Annotated in this window: 23 protein-coding genes; 20 read left to right on the plus strand and 3 right to left on the minus strand. The window is 69.5% G+C overall.

Annotation, left to right across the window (positions count from 1 at the left end):
• The first annotated feature begins 4 nt into the window (after positions 1 to 4).
• Both ACQP1K_RS02725 and hemL read left to right on the plus strand, forming a co-directional pair.
• A complete protein-coding gene (locus ACQP1K_RS02725; protein ID WP_433499289.1) occupies positions 5 to 649 on the plus strand; it encodes a bifunctional DNA primase/polymerase in 645 nt (214 codons plus the stop codon).
• A 55-nt stretch (positions 650 to 704) separates the two neighbouring features.
• On the plus strand, positions 705 to 2,000 hold the full coding sequence (gene hemL, locus ACQP1K_RS02730) for a glutamate-1-semialdehyde 2,1-aminomutase (RefSeq protein ID WP_433499290.1): 1,296 nt from the start codon (positions 705 to 707) through the stop codon (positions 1,998 to 2,000).
• Between the two features lie 4 nt (positions 2,001 to 2,004).
• Here hemL and ACQP1K_RS02735 read toward each other — a convergent pair whose 3' ends face one another.
• Positions 2,005 to 2,601, minus strand: a complete 597-nt coding sequence (locus ACQP1K_RS02735; RefSeq protein WP_433499291.1) for a Uma2 family endonuclease — start codon at positions 2,599 to 2,601, stop codon at positions 2,005 to 2,007.
• A gap of 161 nt (positions 2,602 to 2,762) precedes the next feature.
• Here ACQP1K_RS02735 and ACQP1K_RS02740 point away from each other — a divergent pair, with 161 nt between their 5' ends.
• The 8 genes from ACQP1K_RS02740 to ACQP1K_RS02775 all read left to right on the plus strand — a co-directional run bounded on the left by ACQP1K_RS02740 (position 2,763) and on the right by ACQP1K_RS02775 (position 11,005).
• A complete protein-coding gene (locus ACQP1K_RS02740) occupies positions 2,763 to 3,677 on the plus strand; it encodes a LysR substrate-binding domain-containing protein (RefSeq protein WP_433499292.1) in 915 nt (304 codons plus the stop codon).
• Positions 3,670 to 4,332, plus strand: a complete 663-nt coding sequence (locus tag ACQP1K_RS02745; RefSeq protein ID WP_433499293.1) for a histidine phosphatase family protein — start codon at positions 3,670 to 3,672, stop codon at positions 4,330 to 4,332. The genes ACQP1K_RS02740 and ACQP1K_RS02745 overlap by 8 nt, the downstream gene beginning before the upstream one ends.
• A 139-nt stretch (positions 4,333 to 4,471) precedes the next feature.
• Entirely contained in the window at positions 4,472 to 5,080 is a 609-nt protein-coding gene (locus ACQP1K_RS02750; protein WP_433499294.1) for a TlpA family protein disulfide reductase, read from the plus strand.
• 3 nt (positions 5,081 to 5,083) lie between these two features.
• Positions 5,084 to 5,815 carry a cytochrome c biogenesis CcdA family protein gene (locus ACQP1K_RS02755; RefSeq protein WP_433499295.1) on the plus strand — a complete coding sequence of 244 codons (732 nt, stop codon included), beginning with the start codon at positions 5,084 to 5,086 and terminating at the stop codon, positions 5,813 to 5,815.
• The gene (gene resB / locus ACQP1K_RS02760; RefSeq protein WP_433499296.1) at positions 5,815 to 7,413 is read left to right on the plus strand and encodes a cytochrome c biogenesis protein ResB; all 1,599 of its coding nucleotides are present in this window, start codon (positions 5,815 to 5,817) and stop codon (positions 7,411 to 7,413) included. Before ACQP1K_RS02755 ends, resB begins: the two co-directional genes overlap by 1 nt.
• A 5-nt stretch (positions 7,414 to 7,418) precedes the next feature.
• The gene (gene ccsA / locus ACQP1K_RS02765) at positions 7,419 to 8,405 is read left to right on the plus strand and encodes a cytochrome c biogenesis protein CcsA (RefSeq protein ID WP_433499297.1); all 987 of its coding nucleotides are present in this window, start codon (positions 7,419 to 7,421) and stop codon (positions 8,403 to 8,405) included.
• A 60-nt stretch (positions 8,406 to 8,465) separates the two neighbouring features.
• Complete coding sequence (locus tag ACQP1K_RS02770) at positions 8,466 to 9,707, plus strand: PP2C family protein-serine/threonine phosphatase (protein WP_433499298.1); 1,242 nt, start codon at positions 8,466 to 8,468, stop codon at positions 9,705 to 9,707.
• A gap of 26 nt (positions 9,708 to 9,733) precedes the next feature.
• A complete protein-coding gene (locus ACQP1K_RS02775; protein ID WP_433499299.1) occupies positions 9,734 to 11,005 on the plus strand; it encodes a PP2C family protein-serine/threonine phosphatase in 1,272 nt (423 codons plus the stop codon).
• Positions 11,006 to 11,034: 29 nt separating this feature from the next.
• Here the strand turns inward: ACQP1K_RS02775 and ACQP1K_RS02780 are convergent, their stop codons facing one another.
• Entirely contained in the window at positions 11,035 to 11,358 is a 324-nt protein-coding gene (locus tag ACQP1K_RS02780) for a PLDc N-terminal domain-containing protein (RefSeq protein WP_433499300.1), read from the minus strand.
• A gap of 441 nt (positions 11,359 to 11,799) precedes the next feature.
• On the opposite strand from ACQP1K_RS02780, the gene ACQP1K_RS02785 reads away from it, so the two are divergent.
• The gene (locus ACQP1K_RS02785) at positions 11,800 to 12,516 is read left to right on the plus strand and encodes a hypothetical protein (RefSeq protein WP_433499301.1); all 717 of its coding nucleotides are present in this window, start codon (positions 11,800 to 11,802) and stop codon (positions 12,514 to 12,516) included.
• Positions 12,517 to 12,687: 171 nt separating this feature from the next.
• The gene (locus ACQP1K_RS02790; protein ID WP_055479051.1) at positions 12,688 to 12,924 is read left to right on the plus strand and encodes a hypothetical protein; all 237 of its coding nucleotides are present in this window, start codon (positions 12,688 to 12,690) and stop codon (positions 12,922 to 12,924) included.
• 116 nt (positions 12,925 to 13,040) lie between these two features.
• Here the strand turns inward: ACQP1K_RS02790 and ACQP1K_RS02795 are convergent, their stop codons facing one another.
• Positions 13,041 to 13,262: a BldC family transcriptional regulator gene (locus ACQP1K_RS02795; RefSeq protein ID WP_036325312.1), complete on the minus strand. Its 222-nt coding sequence runs from the start codon at positions 13,260 to 13,262 to the stop codon at positions 13,041 to 13,043.
• A gap of 260 nt (positions 13,263 to 13,522) precedes the next feature.
• Between ACQP1K_RS02795 and ACQP1K_RS02800 the strand changes: the two genes are divergently transcribed.
• The 8 genes from ACQP1K_RS02800 (at position 13,523) to nuoE (ending at position 20,009) form a co-directional block, all read left to right on the plus strand.
• Positions 13,523 to 13,732 carry a DUF4229 domain-containing protein gene (locus tag ACQP1K_RS02800; RefSeq protein WP_433499302.1) on the plus strand — a complete coding sequence of 70 codons (210 nt, stop codon included), beginning with the start codon at positions 13,523 to 13,525 and terminating at the stop codon, positions 13,730 to 13,732.
• 444 nt (positions 13,733 to 14,176) lie between these two features.
• A complete protein-coding gene (locus ACQP1K_RS02805) occupies positions 14,177 to 14,905 on the plus strand; it encodes a demethylmenaquinone methyltransferase (RefSeq protein ID WP_433499303.1) in 729 nt (242 codons plus the stop codon).
• A gap of 175 nt (positions 14,906 to 15,080) precedes the next feature.
• A complete protein-coding gene (locus tag ACQP1K_RS02810; protein ID WP_433499304.1) occupies positions 15,081 to 16,346 on the plus strand; it encodes a geranylgeranyl reductase family protein in 1,266 nt (421 codons plus the stop codon).
• 58 nt (positions 16,347 to 16,404) lie between these two features.
• Positions 16,405 to 16,764, plus strand: a complete 360-nt coding sequence (locus tag ACQP1K_RS02815) for an NADH-quinone oxidoreductase subunit A (RefSeq protein WP_055479055.1) — start codon at positions 16,405 to 16,407, stop codon at positions 16,762 to 16,764.
• Between the two features lie 2 nt (positions 16,765 to 16,766).
• Positions 16,767 to 17,318 (plus strand): NuoB/complex I 20 kDa subunit family protein, encoded by a 552-nt coding sequence (locus ACQP1K_RS02820; protein ID WP_433499305.1) that lies wholly within the window; start codon positions 16,767 to 16,769, stop codon positions 17,316 to 17,318.
• Between the two features lie 83 nt (positions 17,319 to 17,401).
• A complete protein-coding gene (locus tag ACQP1K_RS02825; protein ID WP_433501465.1) occupies positions 17,402 to 18,013 on the plus strand; it encodes an NADH-quinone oxidoreductase subunit C in 612 nt (203 codons plus the stop codon).
• Positions 18,010 to 19,326, plus strand: coding sequence for an NADH-quinone oxidoreductase subunit D (locus tag ACQP1K_RS02830; protein WP_433499306.1), 1,317 nt, complete (start codon positions 18,010 to 18,012; stop codon positions 19,324 to 19,326). Before ACQP1K_RS02825 ends, ACQP1K_RS02830 begins: the two co-directional genes overlap by 4 nt.
• Positions 19,323 to 20,009 (plus strand): NADH-quinone oxidoreductase subunit NuoE, encoded by a 687-nt coding sequence (nuoE, locus tag ACQP1K_RS02835; RefSeq protein WP_433499307.1) that lies wholly within the window; start codon positions 19,323 to 19,325, stop codon positions 20,007 to 20,009. The genes ACQP1K_RS02830 and nuoE overlap by 4 nt, the downstream gene beginning before the upstream one ends.
• Positions 20,010 to 20,073 lie beyond the last annotated feature (64 nt).

Consider the following 20,073-nt stretch of genomic DNA (forward strand, 5'->3'; position numbering starts at 1 on the left):
CAGCATGGTGGGGGTGCCGCTGGCCCGGCGCGCGAAACGGCGTCCGCACCGGACATCAGGCAAGATCACGTCGGTGCTGGACTATGCCCGGCTCGGCTGGGCGAGCTGTCCCGGGGCCCATCCGCTGAGCGAGGGCGGCAGGGCCTGTTCATGTGACCGCGTCGGCTGTCCGGATCCGGGCAGACATCCGCTGTCACCCGCCTGGCAGTTGCAGGCCACGACGGACTCCGCGCTGCTCACGCGATGGTGGCGGCAGGATCCCGAGGCCAACGTGATCCTGCCGACCGGCCGCGTGTTCGACGTGTTCGATGTGCCTGTCACGGTCGGGATGGCCGCACTGGCCGCGATGGACGCCGCCGGCTTCGACTCGGGCCCGGTCGCCGAAAACGGCGACCGGGTCCTTTTTTACGTCGCGACCCGGGGAGCCCCGGAGGACGAGGACGAGTGGTGGTCGTGCCACCTGGACGCCGGGCCGGCGACCATCGACGCCACCCCCGGCCTGCGCTGGCACTGCCGGGACAGCTACGTCCTGGCGCCGCCCTCGACGCTGCCCGACGAGCTGACCGTGCGGTGGATCCGGCCGCCCGACGGCCGTCCCCTCCCCGACCCGCTGCGCGTCCTCGACCTGCTCGCCGACTTCTGCGACTGACCACGGGAGCGACCCATGGGCCGGGCCGGTGATCCGGGACCGTAATGTGGGAGCCGTGACTCGAACGCAGACCTCGGAAGCCCTGTTCGCACGCGCCGGTGAGATCGTCCCCGGCGGGGTGAACTCGCCGGTGCGCGCCTTCGGCGCCGTGGGCGGCACGCCCCGCTTCATGGCCTCGGGCCAGGGACCGTACGTCACGGACGTGGACGGCAACCGCTACGTCGACCTGGTGTGCTCCTGGGGCCCGATGATCCTCGGTCACCGGCACCCCGACGTCGTGGCGGCCGTGGAGGAGGCCGTGGCCCGCGGTTTCTCGTTCGGCACCGCGACCGAGGGCGAGGTCCTGCTCGCCGAGGAGATCGTCTCCCGCGTGGGCCCGGTCGAGAAGGTCCGCCTGGTCAGCTCGGGCACCGAGGCCACGATGTCGGCCGTACGCCTGGCCCGCGGCTTCACCGGCCGCTCGAAGATCATCAAGTTCGCCGGCTGCTACCACGGGCACGTGGACGCGCTGCTGGCCTCCGCCGGCTCCGGCGTGGTCACCTTCGGCCTGCCCGACACGCCGGGGGTCACCGGGGCCTCGGCGGCCGACACGATCGTCCTGCCGTACAACTCGGTGACGGCGGTCGAGGAGGCGTTCCGCGCGTTCGAGATCGCCTGCGTCATCACCGAGGCGTGCCCAGCGAACATGGGGGTGGTGCCGCCGGCCGCGGGGTTCAACCGGCGCCTTCGTGAGCTGTGCGCCGAGCACGGCGCGCTGCTGATCGTCGACGAGGTGCTGACCGGCTTCCGGGTCTCCGCCTCCGGATGGTACGGAATCGATCCGGTCGAGGCCGACCTGATGACGTTCGGCAAGGTGATGGGCGGCGGACTGCCGGCGGCCGCGTTCGGCGGCCGGGCCGACGTGATGGCCCACCTCGCCCCCGAGGGGCCCGTCTACCAGGCGGGCACGCTGTCCGGCAACCCCCTGGCCTGCGCGGCCGGGCTGGCCACGCTCCGGGCCTGTGACCAGGCCGTCTACGACCGGGTTGACGCGGCGGCCGAGGCGGTCGGGCAGGCCGCCTCCGAGGCGCTGAGCGCGGCGGGCGTGCCCCACCGGCTCCAGCGGGCCGGCAACCTCTTCTCGATCTTCTTCACGGACGGGCCGGTGGTCGACTTCGACTCGGCGAAGGCCCAGGACTCCGGGGCGTACCGGGCGTTCTTCCACAGCATGCTCGACCAGGGGGTCTATCTGCCGCCGTCGGCGTTCGAGGCGTGGTTCCTGTCGGCCGCCCACGACGAGGAGGCGCTCGGCCGCGTCGTCGACGCGCTCTCCGACGCCGCCAAGGCCGCCGCACAGGCCGCGGGCGCCTGAGGGCTCACTTCACCAGCCGATCGAGATCGATTTCGATCCGGAAGGGTACGGACACGGTCAGCCGGCCGTGGTGGATGCCGGTGAGGCCGTACGAGCCGGTGGCGGGGTCACGCTCGTAGACGTAGACGACGGGCCTGCCCTCGTTCTCCTCCACCCGCCAGAAGTGGGGGATGCCCGCCTCCGCGTACCGCTGCGGCTTGAGCTTGCGGTCGCGCTCCACGGACTCCGGGGAGACGATCTCGATCACGAGATGGACCTCCGGCACCTCATAACAGGTGCGGGCCATGTCCGCCGCGGCCTCGACGTCGATGATCGTCACGTCCGGGCATGGGCGGGTCCGGGGGCCAAGCTTGACGTCCATCTGCTGCACTGCCGCCAGGTGGCCGGGAGCCTGGGAGTCGAGCCCTTCGGTCAGGCCTCGGATGAGGCACTCGTGGAATCGCCGCTGGGGGGACATGAAGACTAGAGCTCCATCGATCAGTTCGACGTGTTTGAAGAAGTCGGGCTCGCCGTTCGGGCCGTCCGAAGGCAGATGATCGAGGTCGTCCGCGGTCCACCCCCACGGGGGCGGGGCCGGCCAGTACTCAAGCGCGCTGCTCACGTCGTGCACGTTAACAGCATCGTCGTCGCTCTGCGTGGTCATCTCGTTCATCTCCGTGTCCACACCCCATTGTCTCCCGGTCGGCCTGTCACGGCGAGTCCATCATGCGACGGTTGAGTGCCGGGGAGATTTTTTCGGGATTTGGATTTAGGGTGACTTATGTGTTGGATTTGAATCGGCTGAAGGCGCTGCACGCGGTCTCGGTGTACGGATCGGTGGGCGCGGCGGCCGAGGCGCTGATGGTCACCCCGTCGGCCATCTCCCAGCAGATCGCCAAGCTCGAACGCGAGACCGGAAGCGTGCTCGTCGAGCGCAACGGGCGCGGGGTCCGGCTGACCGACGCGGCCGGCCTGCTGGCCGACCACGCGCAGCGCATCCTCGCCCTGGTGGAGATAGCCGAGGCCGATTTCGAGGCGCTGCGTGGCACGGTCGTCGGCAGGCTCACGGTGGCCGCCTTTCCGACGGGAGCCCGGGGCATCCTCCCGCGTGCGCTGTCCACGCTGAAGGAGCGTCATCCCGACCTCGACCTGCTCGTCTACGAGCGTGAGCCGGAGCGGCAGGTCCGCGAGGTCTCCCGGGGCGAGATCGACCTCGCGGTGGTGCCCGACTGGCTCAACCGTCCGATGGCGCTGCCCGACGGGCTGTCGCGTGCGACGCTGCTCCACGACATCGCCGACGTCGCGGTGCCGGCCGGCCACCCGCTGGCGGGCGCGGGGAGGGTGTCGATCACGGAACTCGCCGGGGACGACTGGATCAGCTCGACGCCGGGCATGATCTGCCACGATTTCCTGGTGTTCCTGCTCCGCTCCGCCGAGCTGGAACCCCGGATCGTCTGTGTCGCCGACGAGTATCCGACCCAGCTCGCGTTCGTCGCAGCCGGGCACGGGTGCGCGCTCATCCCCCGGCTGGGGCGCGGCCCGCTGCCGGGAGGCGTCGCCGTACTGGAGATCGATCCGCCGCCCAAACGGCAGATCTACGCGGTCTGGCGTACCGACGCGGCACGTCGACCCGCCATCCGCGCGGCCGTCGAGGCGCTCCGCCACGCGTGCGCTGTAGGCTGTCGTGACGATGACTGAGACGACCGTCGTCCACCTCCTGCGCCATGGGGAGGTCGACAACCCCACCGGTGTGCTGTACGGCAGGTTGCCCGGCTATCACCTGTCCGAGCTCGGACGGCGGATGGCGGAGACGGTCGCCAAGGCGGTCACCGGCCGGGACATCGCCCTGGTCTGGAGCTCTCCGATGGAGCGCGCCGAGGAGACGGCTGAGCCGTCCGCCCGCGCCCTCGGACTGGAGATCGGGCTCGACGAGCGGCTGATCGAGGCGGCCAACGTCTTCCAGGGCGTGCGCGTCGGCGGGGGCGGCCCGCTCTTTCGCGATCTCCGTCGCTATCGCCACTTCACCAATCCCTTCCGGCCGTCGTGGGGCGAGCCGTACATCGAGGTCGTGGCGCGGATGAAGTCGGTCATCGACGACGCGCGCGCGCAGGCGCGCGGCCACGAGGCGCTGCTCGTCAGCCATCAGCTGCCCATCTGGGTCACCCGGCTGGCTGCGGAGGGCCGGCGGCTCTGGCACGACCCGAGGCGCAGGCAGTGCGCGCTGGCGAGCCTCACCAGCTTCACCTTCGAGGGGGACCGCCTGGTGAGCGTCGGTTACAGCGAGCCCGCCGGGGCACTGCTCAGGGGCACCCCGCCGCAGGGCGAGGCCGCGTTGTTCGAGGAGAGCGGCTGAGCCGGGCGGGCCGTACGCGTGGAAGGTCGCTGACCTGGCCCGCTCACGGGTCCGCCGCGCGGGGCTCGCGGATGGGGCATGGCAGCCGATCGGTAGGCTGATAGCTCTACCGGTCGTAGTGTAGGGAGATCCTCCTCCAGTGTCCGCCAAGAGGTCCGCCACCAGGTCCGCCCAGAGCCGGACCGTGATCGCAGCGCTGGCGGTGACGGCCGCCGTGGCCCTGACGGGCTGCGCGGGCGGCCAGGCCGGCCAGCCCAAATCCGGCGACACGCGGTTCGTCGCCGGTGACGGCCGGGTCGAGCTCTTCGACGCGGCCGAGCGCCATGCGGCACCGGCGGTCGAGGGGCCCACGCTGGACGGGGGCACGGCCAAGCTGGAGCCGGGCAAGACCTACGTGCTGAACTTCTGGGCGTCCTGGTGTGCTCCCTGTCGGGCCGAGGCGCCGGTGCTCAAGGACATCGCGGCCGCGATGAAATCGAAGGGCGTGGAGTTCGTCGGGGTCAACTTCAAGGACCTCGAGGCCTCCGCCCAGGCGTTCGAGCGGAGCGTCCAGCCCGGTTATCCGAGCATCTTCGACAAGACGGGCAAGGTGCTGCTGGCCTTCCAGGGCACCGTTCCCCCGGCGGCGATCCCGTCGACCCTGATCATCGACGGCGAGGGCCGCATCGCCGCCCGTGCGCTCGGCGCCGTCAAGTACAACGACCTGCTGGGCGCCGTCACCAAGGTGGCCGACGAGGGCGGCCGGTGACCGATGGGTGACATAGGCACGACGGTCGCGACCGGCTCGCTGCTGGTGGCCGTGCCGATCGCGGTGATCGCCGGCCTGGTGTCGTTCGTCTCGCCGTGCGTGCTGCCGCTGGTCCCCGGCTACCTGTCGTACGTCACGGGCATGAGCGGGGACCCCAAGCGGGGGCGGATGGTGCTCGGCAGCGCCCTGTTCGTGCTCGGCTTCGCGGCCGTGTTCGTGCTCGGCGGCGCGCTCTTCGGCGGCCTCGGGAGCCTGCTGCTGGGCAACGTCGAGGTCATAACGCGAGTGCTCGGGGCGATCACGATCGTCCTCGGCCTCGCGTTCCTCGGGCTGATTCCGGGGCTGCAGCGAGACCTGCGGATCCACCGGCTCCCGGCCGCGGGCCTCGCCGGAGCTCCGCTGCTCGGGATCGTCTTCGGCCTCGGCTGGACGCCCTGCATCGGGCCGACGCTGGCCGTGGTCCTCACGCTGTCGGTCGACCAGGGCAGTGCCGTGCGCGGCGCCGTGCTCGCCTTCGCGTACGCTCTGGGTCTCGGCCTGCCGTTCGTGCTGGCCGGGCTCGTCTACCGGAAGGCGCTGCACGCCTTCAAGGCGGTGCGCCGGCACACGCCGCTCATCACTCGCATCGGGGGTGCCATGCTCGTCACTGTGGGCGTGCTGCTCGTGACCGGCCTGTGGGGCGGCATGATCGCCGGCCTGCAGGGCTGGGTCGGCGGATTCGAACCGGTGATCTGATGGCGACCCCCCGCGACGTCGCGACGACGAGACCGGACGGGCAGGCGCCGGCGGAACCCGAGCCCACCACACCGGGTCCGCCCTCCGGCCGGAGCACGGACGGTCGGGGCGCGACCAGGCTGGGATCGGTCGGCTGGCTCCGCTGGGGCTGGCGGACGCTCACCTCGATGCGTACCGCGCTGATCCTGCTGTTCCTGTTCGCGCTCGCGTCGATCCCCGGATCGATCTACCCGCAGCGCGGTGTCGACCCCGGTCAGGTCGCCCGATATTTCCAGGACAATCCGACAGCGGCGAAATGGCTGGACAGGTTCTGGCTGTTCGACGTGTTCGGCTCGCCCTGGTTCGCCGCGATCTACCTGCTGCTGTTCATCTCGCTGGCCGGGTGCGTGCTGCCCCGGGCCATGCTCCACGTCAAGGAGATCCGCCGCAAGCCTCCGGCCGCCCCGAGCAACCTGCTGCGCCTGCCGTACGGCGAGGCCTTCGACGGCGATCTGGCCGTGGAGGAGGCGGCGAAGCGGCTGCGCCGCAAGCGGTTCCGCGTCGTCACCGGACCCGACTGGGTGGCGGCGGAGAAGGGCTACCTGCGCGAGACCGGCAACCTGCTCTTCCACTTCGCGCTGCTCGCGTTGCTGTTCGCGGTCGGCGCCGGCGCGTTGTACGGCTACCGCGGCAACGTGCTCGTGGTGGAGGGCGACGGCTTCGCCAACGCGGTGGCGGCCTACGACCGGTTCATGCCGGGGCAGCGGGTGTCGGCCGAGTCGCTGGAGCCGTACTCGTTCACCCTGAAGGACTTCCAGGCCAGCTATGTGGCCGCCGGGCCCAAGCAGGGCCAGCCGATCGACTACAGCGCGAAGATCTCGGTCCAGGACTCCCCGACGTCCGCGCCGCGCGACTTCGAGCTCAAGGTGAACGAGCCGCTGGACGTCAACGGCACACTCACCTATCTCATCGGCCACGGCTACGCCCCCACGTTCAAGGTGACCGACGGCAAGGGCCAGGTGGCCTACGAGGGGCCGGTGCCGTGCCTCGCGGAGAATCAGGCCACCTACGCGTCCGAGTGCGTCATCAAGGCCCCCGACGCCGAACCGCTGCAGCTCGGCTTCCTGGGCCGGTTCCTGCCCACCACCGTGCCGAGCGGCGAGGCGTGGGTCTCGGTCTTCCCCGGCGCGGTCAACCCGACGGTGCAGATCTTCCCGTTCGGGGGAGACCTCGGCATGAAGTCGGGCGTGCCGCAGTCGGTCTACCAGCTCGACACCGATGGCCTGAAGCCGCTGGGCAAGATGTCGGCCGAGCCCAAGCCGCTGGCCGTCGGCGAAACCCTCGAACTGGCCGACGGCGCCGGGAAGATCCAGTTCACCGGGGTCAGGGAGTGGATCAGTCTCCAGGTCACCTATGACCCGGGCCGGATACCCGCGCTGCTGGCCGCGAGTGCCGCGGTCCTCGGACTGGTGCTGTCGCTGACCATCCGGCGCCGCCGTGTCTGGGTGCGGATGAGGGACGGGAAGGTCACGGTGGGAGGATTGACCCGCACCGAAGGCAGTGGCGCGGCCTTCTCGACGGAGTTCGCCGAGATCGTCACCATGCTTCGCGAGGAGTAGCGAATATGCCCACCAACGAGGGACTGGCCACGATGAGCGATCAGCTCATCCTGGTCACCGTCCTGCTCTATCTGGTCGCCATGATCGGTTTCGCGTTGGAGCTCGCCTTCGGCCGGGCCCGTACGGTGACCGCCGTCGCGGAGAAACGCGAGCTGGTCGGGGCCGGCGTCCGGACCGGCGGTGGCGGCGTCGCCGACGGCGGGCCGGACGACACGGCTTCCATGGATACGGCCGAGGACCGTGGCGAGCCGGCGCCCGCCGCCTGGGCGGTGCGGGCCGGCGGCGTGGCCGTCGTCATCGCCTGGATCGCGTGGGCGGGCCACCTCGCGGGCATCCTCACCCGTGGTATGGCGGCCGACCGATGGCCGTGGGGCAACATGTACGAGTTCGTGGTGGCACTGTGCTTCGCCGCGGTCACCGCGTTCCTCGTGGTGCTGGTGCGGCGGCCGATCCGCTTCCTCGGCGCGTTCGTCACGGTGACCGCCGCCCTCGGGCTCGGCTTCGCCGTACTCTTCCTGCACGTTCAGGCCGGGCCGGTGATGCCCGCGCTGCACTCGTACTGGATCGCCATCCACGTCAGCGCCGCCATCGCGGCGAGCGGGCTGTTCACTCTGTCGGGCGTCTGCGCGATCCTCTACCTGATCCGCCGGGACGGGCGGCCCTCCGTCCTGCCCGTCAGGGCCGACCTCGAACGCATCGCGCACAGCGCGATCGTGATCGCCTTCCCCATCTGGACGTTCGCCGTCATCGCCGGCGCCCTGTGGGCCGACCGCGCGTGGGGCCGCTACTGGGGCTGGGATCCCAAGGAGGTGTGGTCCTTCATCACCTGGATCGTGTACGCCGCCTACCTGCACGCCAGGGCGACCGCCGGATGGCGTGGCAGGGCCGCCCTCATCGTTTCGCTCGTCGCGTTCGCGTGCCTGCTGTTCAACCTGATCGGCGTGAACATCTTCCTGCCCGGCCTCCACTCGTACGCCGACGTGCCCCAGTAGCTTCCACCGGGGAATCCTGGGTAGGAGGGATGTGGACAGGAGCGAGTCGGGGGACTTCCTGTGGCCGATCATCCGGTTTCCGATCACCAGGCTGCGTTGGTACTGGCCGACCTGGTGCGTGCCTACCCGCTGATCCCCCTGGAACGTGTGCCGGCCGTGACCGCCGAGCACGCCGCGCGCCTCGGCTTCTCCGAGGTGATGATCTACGTTGCGGATCTGCGGCGGCTCGTGCTGCTGCCGCTGCCCGGCCAGCGCGACGCGGACGGGAAGCCGCTTGAGCCGATTCCCGTCGACGCGACGCTGGCAGGACGGGCCTTCCGCGTCCTGAAGATCACCCAGGCCTGTCCCGCCCGGGCGACGGGGGAGCCGCCGGCGGCCGGGGCCGAGGGTTCCGTACGACTGTGGGCGCCGCTGGTGGACGGCCTGGAACGGCTCGGCCTGATCGGGGTGACCACGCCGGAGGCCGACGAGGTCGCAGAACGGCGGATCAGAGATCTGGCCACACTGCTCACGCTGGTCCTGATGACCAAATATCGCGTCAGCGACTCCTACGCCCGGCTCGTACGCGGCCGGTCCATGCGCGTGGGCGCCGAGATGCTGTGGACCCTGATGCCGCCGAGGACGTTCGCCACCGACACGGTGGGCGTCAGCGCCGCCCTGGAGCCCGCCTACATCGTGGGCGGGGACGCCTTCGACTACGGGTTGGACGGCGACGTCCTGCACATGGCGATCTTCGACGCCATCGGGCATGACATCTCCGCCGGACTGACCACGGCCATCGCCCTGGGGTCGTACCGCGACAGCCGCCGTCACGAGGCCGGGCCGGTCGCGGCCGGCGAGGCGATCGACGAGGCGATCGCCGACCAGTTCTCCACGTCCCGGTACGCCACCGGCATCATGGCCGAACTGAACATCCGTACCGGCGAGCTTACCTGGGTGAACCGTGGGCATCCCCCGCCCCTGCTGCTGCGCGACGGGCGGGTCGCCGCCGTGCTGGAGAGCACGCCGGACCCGCCGATGGGATTCAGCCTGGGCCCGGCGACCGGTCTCGCCCGCCGCCGGATCAAGCCCGGCGACCGGCTGCTGCTGTACACCGACGGCGTGACCGAGGCGAGGTCGCCCACCGGCGCGCGGTTCGGCCTGGAGCGCTTCGCCGATTTCGTCCTGTGCGGCGAGGCGGACGCGCTGCCGAGGCCGGAGATCGTGCGTCGGCTGATCCACGCGATCGTGGCCCATCAGCGGGGTGGCCCGCAGGACGACGCCGCCGTGCTGCTGGCCGACTGGCATCCGTCGGGGGGCTGAGGCAGGTGGGTGGAGAAGGCACGCCGGTGCACGGATCCGACAGCGAGCGGATCCTGGGTGATCTGTTGCGCGCGCACCACCTGACCCCGCTCAAGGACCTGGCCCGTGTCGTCGCCGACCGTCTCCGGTCGGCCGGCTTGACCGAGGTCATGATCTACGTCGCCGACCTGCAGGGAGTCCTGCTCATACCGCTCCCCGGCCAGCGCGACACGTCGGGGGAGCCGCTCAAGCGCGTCCCCATCGACACGACTCTGGCGGGGCGCGCCTATCGCAACGTCGAGATCGTCCAGGTCCGTCCCGCCGCCCCCAATGGCGGGCCCGATGTGGACTCCGATGCGGGCGAGGTCGCCGAGCCGGTCGGGAGCGGCGGCGCCCGCCGCCTGTGGGCACCGCTGCTCGACGGTACCGAACGGGTCGGCGTGTTAGGGGTCACGGTGCCCAGGGTCGACGAGACCACCAAACGACGGATGGCCGAGTTGAGCGCCCTGATCGCCCTGATGGTGCTGAGCAAGCGCGACCCGAGCGACGCCTACGCGCGGCTGGCGCGCACGGAGGACATGCATCTGTCCGCCGAGGTGCTGTGGACGCTGATGCCGATCAGAACCTTCGCCACGGGCACGTTGACGGTCAGCGCGGCGCTGGAGCCCGCCTACTCCGTGGGCGGGGACGCCTTCGACTACGGCCTCGACTACGACACCCTGCATCTGGCGGTCTTCGACGCGATGGGGCACGACACCTCCGCGGGGTTGACCGCCACCATCGCCCTGGGGTCGTACCGCAACAACCGCCGCAAGGACATCGGGCTGCTCGCGGTCAGCGACACGATCGACGCGGCGATCTCCGAGCAGTTCGCCGGGTCCCGGTTCGCCACCGGCATCCTGGCCGACCTGAACCTGCCCACCGGCTGGCTGACCTGGGTGAACCGGGGGCATCCTCCTCCGCTGGTCCTGCGGCACGGGCGGGTCGCCGCGGTGCTGGACAGCCCGCCCGACCCGCCGATGGGATTCGCACTCGGCCCGGCGAGGAGGCTCCCCCGTTATCAACTCGAGCCCGGCGACCGGCTGCTGTTCTACACGGACGGCATCATCGAGGCCGAGACTCCGGAGGGGGAGAGGTTCGGGCTGGAGCGGTTCACCAACTTCGTCATCAAGCGGGAGGCCGACGGCATCTCCGCCCCGGAGACCGTCCGGCGCCTGATCCACGCCATCCTGGGGCATCAGCGCGGCAGGCTGCAGGACGACGCCACCGTGCTGCTGGTCGAATGGCGCAGCCACCGGCGGTTCAATCTATCCGTGTGACCACGCCCTATCGGGTTCCCCGGCAGGGGTCAGTCTTCGTCGCGGAGGCGGCGTTCCAGGTGGCGGAGGAACTCCGGGTCGTCCTCCGGGCCACGCGGGGCCTGGCTGCGCTGACCTCCCCGGTTCGCCAATGGACCGAAGGTGTCCTTCGGCTCGCGTACGGCGCCGGCCGCGGCGAGCGGACGGCCGAGGAGCAGCCAGAACAGGCCGCCCAGGTCAACGAGGAGCACCACGATGAGGACCCACAGAACCTTGGGCAGGTTGCGTACGGCCTGATCGGGGGTCGTGATCACGTCGAACAGGCAGTAGAGCCAGAAGGCCAGCAGCGCCAGACCGATAACCACGCTAGGCATGCCCATCACGGTAAGCCATACCACCGTGTGTTCGGCACGCCCGGGCCGAACAGCCGTTCCCGGTGACGTGGCCGGGTCGGCATCGTACGGTGGACCGGTACAGAGCGTGCGGAGACGATCGTCGATCATAAGTGGGGTCTGATGGCGGAGCCGGCCGACAGAGGCCGCCACCGGCGAGGGGTTCGGTGGTGGCAGCGCGGGCTGTACATGTCGTCGCACCGCAGGGTCGATGTGCCGGAGCGGTCACGCGAGCGCGAACGGACCGCGGAACGCGCATCGGAAGGCGCCTCTGACCGTGCCTCGGAACGGGCCTCGGAACGGGCCTCGGAACGGGCCTCTGGACGGCCCGCCGGGCGGTCGGCGGACTGGGCGGCCGATTGGCCGGGCGATTGGCCGGCCGAGTGGCCGGGCGAGCGATCGCCGGACCGGGCAGCCGAGCGGATGCGCACGGTGACCGCACCCGTGGTGGACGACCGGCCACAGTACACGTGGGACGACTTCGAACTGGACGACCAGCCCCTGCGGGCACGGCCGCATCCGCCGGACGCCCCCGACGTGGGGGACGGCCGCCGGCACTGCGGACCGCTGGAGAGCATCCTCTACCGGCAGTGGGACGCGGTGGAGGGCCCTCCCTCGGCCGACGCCGTCCGGGCGGTCGACAGCCTGGCGCGGCTGCCCGAGCAGCTCAAGGCCAAGCTGGCGATCGGGCTGGACGGCATCTATGTGGGCCGCGGCGGCGTTCCCGACCTGGACGACATGGGTTACCTGCGCGGTGCGCCGCTGCCGTCAGGACGGGCGACCTGGGACGTCTGCGCCGGTGCGTATGGCGATCGCAAGATCGTGGTGGGAGACCGGCCGTCGCCGACGCCCGACGTGATGATGCACGAGGTGGGGCACGCACTGGACGACGTGGACGCGGGCTCCGGGGAGTGGGTGTCGGACTCGCCTGAGTTCGCCGCCCTCTATGAGGAGTGCCTGCCGCTGCTCGCGTCGTCGTTCCACCGGCAGCCCGCCGGTCTCGGGCGCAAGGAGTTCTTCGCCGACGCGTTCGCGGCGATCGCGTCCCGGCAGCGCCCCGCCCTGGTGGACATGCTCGGCGGCGACACACGGACGGCACTGGGCGTCATGCTGTTCTTCAACCGGCGATACGGGATCTAGGGGGCGTCCTATGGATCTTCTCGGCCCACCGCGGTCGCTCAGCGGGCGCCTCGCGGCGTTCCGCCCGTCACCCGTGGCCGGGCCATGGGCTTCTCCTCGGCCTCGCGAGGCGTCCATCTGGCCGATCCTCGCCACGGCAAAGATCCACAGGACACTCCCAAGGTGGTTCGGATGTATGTGATCCGGCTCGGTGACGGCACGCTGCGGGTGCCTCAATCGCTGACGAGCGATGACGGCCGCCTGATCGGCAACGCGTACGTGGAGGTCGCCCCGGGGGAGCCTGAGTATGAGCGCTGGGCGGCCGAGTCGATCACCGAGGAGGAGGCCGCGCGACGGCGCAGCCGCTGGCTGGCGGAGAACGACGAACTCGAACGGGAGTTCCTGGCGTTCAAGGCGGATCAGGAGTGATCGGGGCCGAAGCGACCGGCAGGAGAGCAGGACGATGCCGGTCGGGCAGACTGACCTGGTGACCCTGCGCCTTCCGGGTGCCGCGCAGGATCACCTGATGCTGCCACTTACCTGTGTCAGACTCGCGGTGAGTCGCCGTTCGGCCGGTCAGCCGTCAGAACGTCCTCACCGCGAAGGAGGGCGTGCACTTCCGACTCGCGGAAGCGCCGGTGCCCACCGGGGGTACGGATACTGCTGATGCGCCCAGCCGCGGCCCAACGTGTCACGGTCTTCGGGTCAACCCTGAAGAGGGCGGCAACCTCTCCAGGAGTCAGCAGTCGCTCGCTGCTACTCTCCACAATCTCTCCCCCTCGCGTCCCGCGTCCTGCAGCGGGCGGACAGGTTAACCAGTGTGCCGAGCGAAGCCTGATTTATCCGTGGTTTTCGGAGAAGATCACGGGTTGTTACCGGCTCAGTGCCCGATTGTTATATGATAGAGCATCTTTGGGGCGCTCATGGGTGTTTCTTTACAAAAGCACCTTGATGTGAACCCTAGCAGTGCTCGCACCAGATGCGAAGAGAGACAGCCGTGTCGACAGGGTGACGTAACCTCGACGCTGTGCATCCGGTTGTCGTTTACACCCTTTCGCGGCTTGGCCTGTTCGCCGTCGCCCTTGGAGTCCTCTATCTCGTCGGCATGCGCAGCCTCCTGCTGCTCGCAGTGGCCCTCCTGGTGAGTGGGCTGGCCAGCTACGTGCTGCTGTCCAAGCAGCGCGACGCGGTCAGCCGGCGGATCGCCGGGAATCGCCGGAGAGCGAGAGAGGACTAGGCGGCCAGGAACAGGCCGACTCGGGCATGGTACTCATGCTCGAGTCTCCTTGTGCGGCTTCCCACCAAAAGCTCCTTCTATACGGTCAGGAACGCCTTTACCCAGATTCCCCTTTCTCGCATCCGCATCCGAGTCGGGGCCCGGCCGGTGATGGGATCGGTGATCCCGAGACCGGGGCCGGGCGACCCGCCTCCGACCTGGGCGGGCCGGCCGCCTTCCAGGCGCGGCGGGGGCGCCGGATGGGATCGCGGGAGAGGGGACCGGGACGACCGCCCGTGCCGTCAGGGGTGCCGTCGCCGGTGCTGCGACCAGTACGTTTCTCGCGCGCATTCCCCAAGTTCTAGCAGACTGAGCGTAACCGGCGAACTACGTTCCGTCCATCGGGCGCCGGTGGCCGGATGGCGGCATCCGTGCGGCGGGGGCCGTGCACCTAGGCTTGCGTCCATGACGCGCGCATCGCTGGAGAAGCAGCCGCACGAGGTCGCCGCGATGTTCGATCGCACGGCCCAGCGGTACGACCTGGTCAACGACGTCCTCTCGCTCGGGATGGACCGGGCGTGGCGTAAGGCCACGGCCGGGGCGGTCGACGCGGGCCCCGGCGAGCTCGTGCTCGACCTCGCGGCCGGCACCGGCACCTCGACCGAGGCTTTCACCGCGCTCGGCGCGCGGGCCATCGCGTGCGACTTCTCCCTCGGCATGCTGCGCACCGGCGTGGCGCGGCGCGGCGGCTCCGGACTGTACGGCGGCGGCGTCCGCGGCGTGACCTTCGTCGCGGGCGACGCGTTGCGGCTGCCGTTCGACGACGGGGCGTTCGACGCGGTGACGATCTCGTTCGGGCTGCGGAACGTGGCGGACACGGGACAGGCTCTGAGAGAGCTGATGCGGGTGACCAAGCCGGGTGGCCGACTGGTGGTATGTGAGTTCTCCACGCCGGTCGTAAGGCCCTTTGACCTGGTCTATCATCAGTATTTGATGAAGTTGCTGCCGCCGGTGGCCCGGTTGGTCAGCTCGAATCCCGACTCCTACCGATACCTGGCGGAGTCGATCCGGGCATGGCCCGACCAGCCCACGCTGGCGAAGATCATCCAGGAAGCGGGGTGGGAGAGGGTCGCCTGGCGCAATCTGACCCTCGGCATCGTGGCGCTCCACAGAGCGGTGCGACCACCCGTCTGACACCGACTAGTTGAAAGGGGCTAGACTGCAGCGCGACAGTTTGTGAAGTTGTTCACAAAGGCACGAAGGGCCCCCGAGGCCTTCCTTCCTGACAGGACAGGTCCCCGTGAGCGAGCGAAGCGAGCGAGCAAGAAGTAGCCGCGGCGAGCGAAGCGAGCGAACAAGTAAGCGTGGCGTGCAGGCCCGCGTACAGCGGGGGGACGTCGACGCCGACGTCATCGTCGTCGGGGCGGGTCCGGCCGGTTCCACTGTCGCCTTCCACCTGGCCAGGTCCGGCCTGCGCGTCCTGCTGCTGGAGAAGACGCGGTTCCCTCGCGAGAAGGTCTGCGGCGACGGGCTCACGCCCCGTGCGGTCAGGGAACTCGTCGCGATGGGCGTCGACATCGACGGCCCCGGCTGGATCAGGAACCGCGGCCTGCGAGTCGTCGGCGGAGGACTGCGTCTGCAGCTCGACTGGCCGGAGCTGCACAGCTTTCCCGACTTCGGCATGGTGCGCACCCGCGCGGACTTCGACGAGATCCTGGTCAGACATGCCGAACGCGCGGGCGTCCGGCTGATCGAGGGCGCCAACGTCACCGGTCCGATCCTGGACGAGCGCAGCGGCCACGTCACCGGGGTCAGGGCCCGGCGCGACGGTGAGGATGAAAGTTACACGGCCAGACTCGTGGTCGCGGCGGACGGAAACTCCACCCGTCTGTCGATCGCGATGGGTCTGCACAAGCGGACCGACCGGCCGATGGGCGTGGCCGTACGGACCTATTTCCACAGCCCACGCCACGACGACGACTACCTGGAGACCTGGCTGGAGCTGTGGGACGGCGACCGGCTGCTGCCCGGCTACGGGTGGATCTTCGGCGTGGGCGACGGCACCTCCAACGTCGGTCTCGGCCTGCTCAACACCAATGAGGCGTTCAAGAGCATCGACTACCGCGACCTGCTCAGACGCTGGGTGAGGAACATGCCGGCGGAGTGGGGTTACACGGAAGAGAACATGACCACCCCGATCAGGGGCGCGGCGCTGCCGATGGCCTTCAACCGGCAGCCGCACTACACTCGCGGGCTGGTGCTCGTCGGCGACGCCGGCGGGACGATCAATCCATTCAACGGCGAGGGCATCGCGTACGCCATGGAGACCGGCAGGATCGCCGCCGACGTCATCGTGCAGGCGCTGGCCCGCAATTCCGCAGCTCAGCGAGAGCGGGCACTGCTCGCCTATCCGCGTATCCTCAAAGACGCATACGGCGGATATTTCACCCTCGGCCGCATGTTCGTCGAGGCGATCGGCAGACCTGGGGTGATGAAGTTCGCCACGCGGCACGGACTGCCCCATCCCACCCTGATGAGGTTCGCCTTCAAACTTCTGGCTAATCTCACAGACCGGCGGGGCGACGCCTCCGACCGCATCATCAACGCCCTGTCCAAGGTGGCTCCATCCGCATGAACGACATTCTCTGCACCCAGACCGCCCTGATCCATCGAGCAAGCGAGGACATGTAGCCATGCAGCTGTATGTGCCGATCCTGGTGCTCGCGGTCCTCGCGGCGGGGTTCGCCGTGTTCTCCGTAAGCATCGCGCCCTTCACCGGGCCGAAGCGCTGGAACCGCGCCAAGCTGGACGCCTACGAGTGCGGCATCGACCCGACTCCGCAGCCCGTCGGCGGTGGCCGCTTCCCGCTGAAGTACATGATCACGGCGATGTTGTTCATCGTGTTCGACATCGAGATCATCTTCCTCTACCCGTGGGCCGTCGCCTTCGACAAGCTCGGCTTGTTCGGGCTCGTCGAGATGGTGTTGTTCATCGTCGCCGTGCTTGTGGCGTACGCCTACGTGTGGCGCCGTCGCGGACTGGATTGGGATTAGCCATGGGTCTTGAAGAGAAACTCCCGAGCGGATTCCTGCTCACCACCGTCGAGCAGGTGGCGGGCTGGGCCAGGAAGAACTCCGTCTGGCCGGCCACCTTCGGCCTCGCGTGCTGCGCGATGGAGCTGATGAACACCGGTGGCCCCAAGCACGACCTCGCCCGCTTCGGCATGGAGCGCGCCTCGGCCTCTCCCCGCCAGGCCGATCTGATGATCGTGGCGGGCCGGGTGTCGCAGAAGATGGCACCGGTCCTCCGTCAGATCTACGACCAGATGGTCGAGCCCAAGTGGGTCATCTCGATGGGCGTCTGCGCGTCCAGCGGCGGGATGTTCAACAACTACGCGATCGTGCAGGGCGTGGACCACGTGGTGCCGGTCGACATCTACCTGCCCGGCTGCCCGCCCCGCCCGGAGATGCTGATCGACGCCATCGTCAAGCTCCACGACAAGATCCAGAACGCGAAGTTCGGCGCGCACCGGGCCAGGCAGATCGACGAACTCGAACGCCAGGCGCTGCGCACGCTGCCGCTGATCGATCAGGGGGCCGGTAAGTGAGCGACGAGAACGTACGTCCCGGGGACACGAGCCCGGCGAATCTGCCCGTGGTGCCGGGCGAGCGGCCGATCGTCCGTAAGGGGATGTTCGGCGTCAAGGGCTCCGGCGACACCTCCGGCTACGGCCGCCTGGTCGTACGGCGCCCGCCCAAGCCGTCCAGTGCCCGGCCGTACGGATCGTATTTCGACGACGTGGCCGACGCTCTGGAGCCGGCCGTCGGCGACGCGATCGAGCGGGTGGTCGTCGACCGCGGCGAGATCACCTTCCACGTGGCGCGGGAGCGTCTGCCCGAGGTCATGCGGCAACTGCGCGACGACCCGGCGCTGCGCTTCGAGCTGTCCCTGGGCGTTTCCGGGGTGCACTACCCTGAGGAAACGGGTGGGGAGCTGCGTGCGGTCTACCATCTGTGCTCGATCACCCACAACCGGCGCATCCGGGTCGAAGTCGCCTGTCCGGACGCCGATCCGCACATTCCCTCCACGGTTTCGGTCTACCCCACGCACGACTGGCATGAGCGGGAGACCTACGACTTTTTCGGGATCATCTTCGACGGACATCCGGCACTGACCCGGATCCAGATGCCCGACGACTGGGAGGGCCACCCGCAGCGTAAGGACTATCCCCTCGGCGGAATCCCGGTCGAGTACCGCGGCGCCGAGGTCCCCGCGCCCGACCAGAGGAGGTCTTACTCGTGACTGCCACCGAAGCCGAGGGCCGGATCTACGACGTCGCGGGCCAGGACTGGGACGAGCTGGTGCAGACCGTCACCGAATCGTCCGAGGAGCGCCTGATCGTCAACATGGGCCCGCAGCACCCGTCGACACACGGCGTGCTCCGGCTCGTGCTGACGCTCGACGGCGAGACCGTCACCGAGGTCCGCCCGGTGATCGGTTACCTGCACACCGGCATCGAGAAGAACCTCGAGTTCCGTACGTGGACCCAGGGGGTCACGTTCGTGACCCGCATGGACTACCTCTCGCCGATCTTCAACGAGACGGCGTACTGCATGGCGGTGGAGCGACTGCTCGGCATCACCGATCGGGTGCCGGAGCGCGCGCAGGCCATCCGGGTCCTGATGATGGAGCTCACGCGCATCTCCTCCCACGTGATGGCGGTCGCCACCTACGGCATGGAGCTGGGCGCGACCACTCCGTTCCTCTTCGGGCTGCGCGAGCGCGAGATGGTGCTCGACATCATGGAGTACATCACCGGCCTGCGGATGAACATGGCCTACATCCGGCCCGGCGGCGTGAGCGTCGACCTGCCGGCCGGCGCGGTCGACAAGGTCGGCGAGTTCCTCAAGATCATGCCGGGCCGCATCCAGGACATGCGCAAGCTGCTCGACGAAAACCCGGTCTACACCCGGCGCACCAAGGACGTCGCCTACCTCGACCTCACCGGATGCATGGCTCTCGGCATCACCGGGCCGGTGCTCCGGGCGACCGGCCTGCCCTGGGACCTGCGCAAGTCGCAGCCCTACTCGGGCTACGAGACCTACGAGTTCGACGTCGCGACGCAGAACACCTGCGACGTGTACGGCCGCTATCTCATCCGGATGGACGAGATGGAGGAGTCCCTGAAGATCATCGAGCAGGCGCTCGACCGGCTGTCGGGCCCGCTCAAGGGCGGCCGGGTGATGATCGACGACAAGAAGATCGGCTGGCCGTCGCAGCTCGCGCTCGGCCCCGACGGTCTCGGCAACTCGCCCGACCACATCGCCCACATCATGGGCACCTCGATGGAGGCCCTGATCCACCACTTCAAGCTGGTGACCGAGGGCTTCCGGGTGCCGGCCGGGCAGGCGTACGCCGCGGTGGAGTCACCGCGCGGGGAGCTCGGCGCGCACGTGGTGAGCGACGGCGGCACCCGCCCCTACCGCGTGCACTTCCGTGACCCGTCCTTCACGAACCTGCAGGCGATCCCTGCGACCTGCGAGGGCGGCATGGTCGCCGATGTGATCTCGGCGGTCGCCTCGATAGACCCCGTCATGGGAGGTGTGGATCGGTGACGTACTCACCCGAAGTCCGCGAGCGTCTGGAGATGGACGCCAAGGAGATCATCGATCGCTACCCCCGGCCGCGGTCGGCGCTGCTGCCGCTGCTGCACCTCGTGCAGTCGGTGGACGGCTACGTCTCCGAGGACGGACAGGAGTTCTGCGCGGAGATCCTCGGTCTGTCCAAGGCCGAGGTGGTCGGTGTGTCGACCTTCTACACGATGTACAAGCGGGAGCCGGCCGGCGAGTACAACGTCGGGGTCTGCACCAACACGCTGTGCGCGATCATGGGCGGCGACCAGATCTGGGACGAGCTCAGCGAGCACGTCGGCGTCGGCCACGACGAGACGACCTCCGACGGGAAGATCACCCTGGAGCGGCTGGAGTGCAACGCCGCCTGTGACTTCGCCCCGGTGATGGTGGTCAACTGGGAGTTCTTCGACAACCAGACTCCCGAGTCGGCCAGGCAGCTCGTCGACGACCTGCAGGCGGGCAAGGAGGTCTCGCCCACCCGCGGGCCGAGGCGGCTGTGCACGTTCAAGGAGGCCTCGCGGATCCTCGCCGGATTCCCGGACGGCCAGGCCGGTGAGGGTCCGTCGGCCGGCGGGCCCTCGCTGGAAGGCCTGAAGATCGCCAAGGCCAACGGCTGGGAGGCCCCCAAGCCGGGCGAGCAGACTGAGGGGAGCGACGCCTCATGACGCGGAGCGAACCCAACGCAGTGAGCGCAGCGGTACGCGAGGGACGAGCGGCCCGTGTAGCGAA

This window comes from Sphaerimonospora sp. CA-214678 (assembly GCF_050942215.1).
Taxonomy (GTDB): Bacteria; Actinomycetota; Actinomycetes; order Streptosporangiales; family Streptosporangiaceae; genus Sphaerimonospora.

Excerpts from the sequence above, each read along its gene's own strand:
- ACQP1K_RS02805 (WP_433499303.1), top strand. The coding sequence starts at position 14,177 with ATGACGCGCGCATCGCTGGAGAAGCAGCCGCACGAGGTCGCCGCGATG.
- resB (WP_433499296.1), top strand. The coding sequence starts at position 5,815 with ATGGCGACCCCCCGCGACGTCGCGACGACGAGACCGGACGGGCAGGCG.
- ACQP1K_RS02755 (WP_433499295.1), top strand. The coding sequence starts at position 5,084 with ATGGGTGACATAGGCACGACGGTCGCGACCGGCTCGCTGCTGGTGGCC.
- ACQP1K_RS02780 (WP_433499300.1), bottom strand. The coding sequence starts at position 11,358 with ATGCCTAGCGTGGTTATCGGTCTGGCGCTGCTGGCCTTCTGGCTCTAC.
- ACQP1K_RS02745 (WP_433499293.1), top strand. The coding sequence starts at position 3,670 with ATGACTGAGACGACCGTCGTCCACCTCCTGCGCCATGGGGAGGTCGAC.
- ACQP1K_RS02815 (WP_055479055.1), top strand. The coding sequence starts at position 16,405 with ATGCAGCTGTATGTGCCGATCCTGGTGCTCGCGGTCCTCGCGGCGGGG.
- ACQP1K_RS02785 (WP_433499301.1), top strand. The coding sequence starts at position 11,800 with ATGCGCACGGTGACCGCACCCGTGGTGGACGACCGGCCACAGTACACG.
- ACQP1K_RS02725 (WP_433499289.1), top strand. The coding sequence starts at position 5 with ATGGTGGGGGTGCCGCTGGCCCGGCGCGCGAAACGGCGTCCGCACCGG.
- ACQP1K_RS02790 (WP_055479051.1), top strand. The coding sequence starts at position 12,688 with ATGTATGTGATCCGGCTCGGTGACGGCACGCTGCGGGTGCCTCAATCG.
- ACQP1K_RS02820 (WP_433499305.1), top strand. The coding sequence starts at position 16,767 with ATGGGTCTTGAAGAGAAACTCCCGAGCGGATTCCTGCTCACCACCGTC.
- ccsA (WP_433499297.1), top strand. The coding sequence starts at position 7,419 with ATGCCCACCAACGAGGGACTGGCCACGATGAGCGATCAGCTCATCCTG.
- ACQP1K_RS02825 (WP_433501465.1), top strand. The coding sequence starts at position 17,402 with ATGTTCGGCGTCAAGGGCTCCGGCGACACCTCCGGCTACGGCCGCCTG.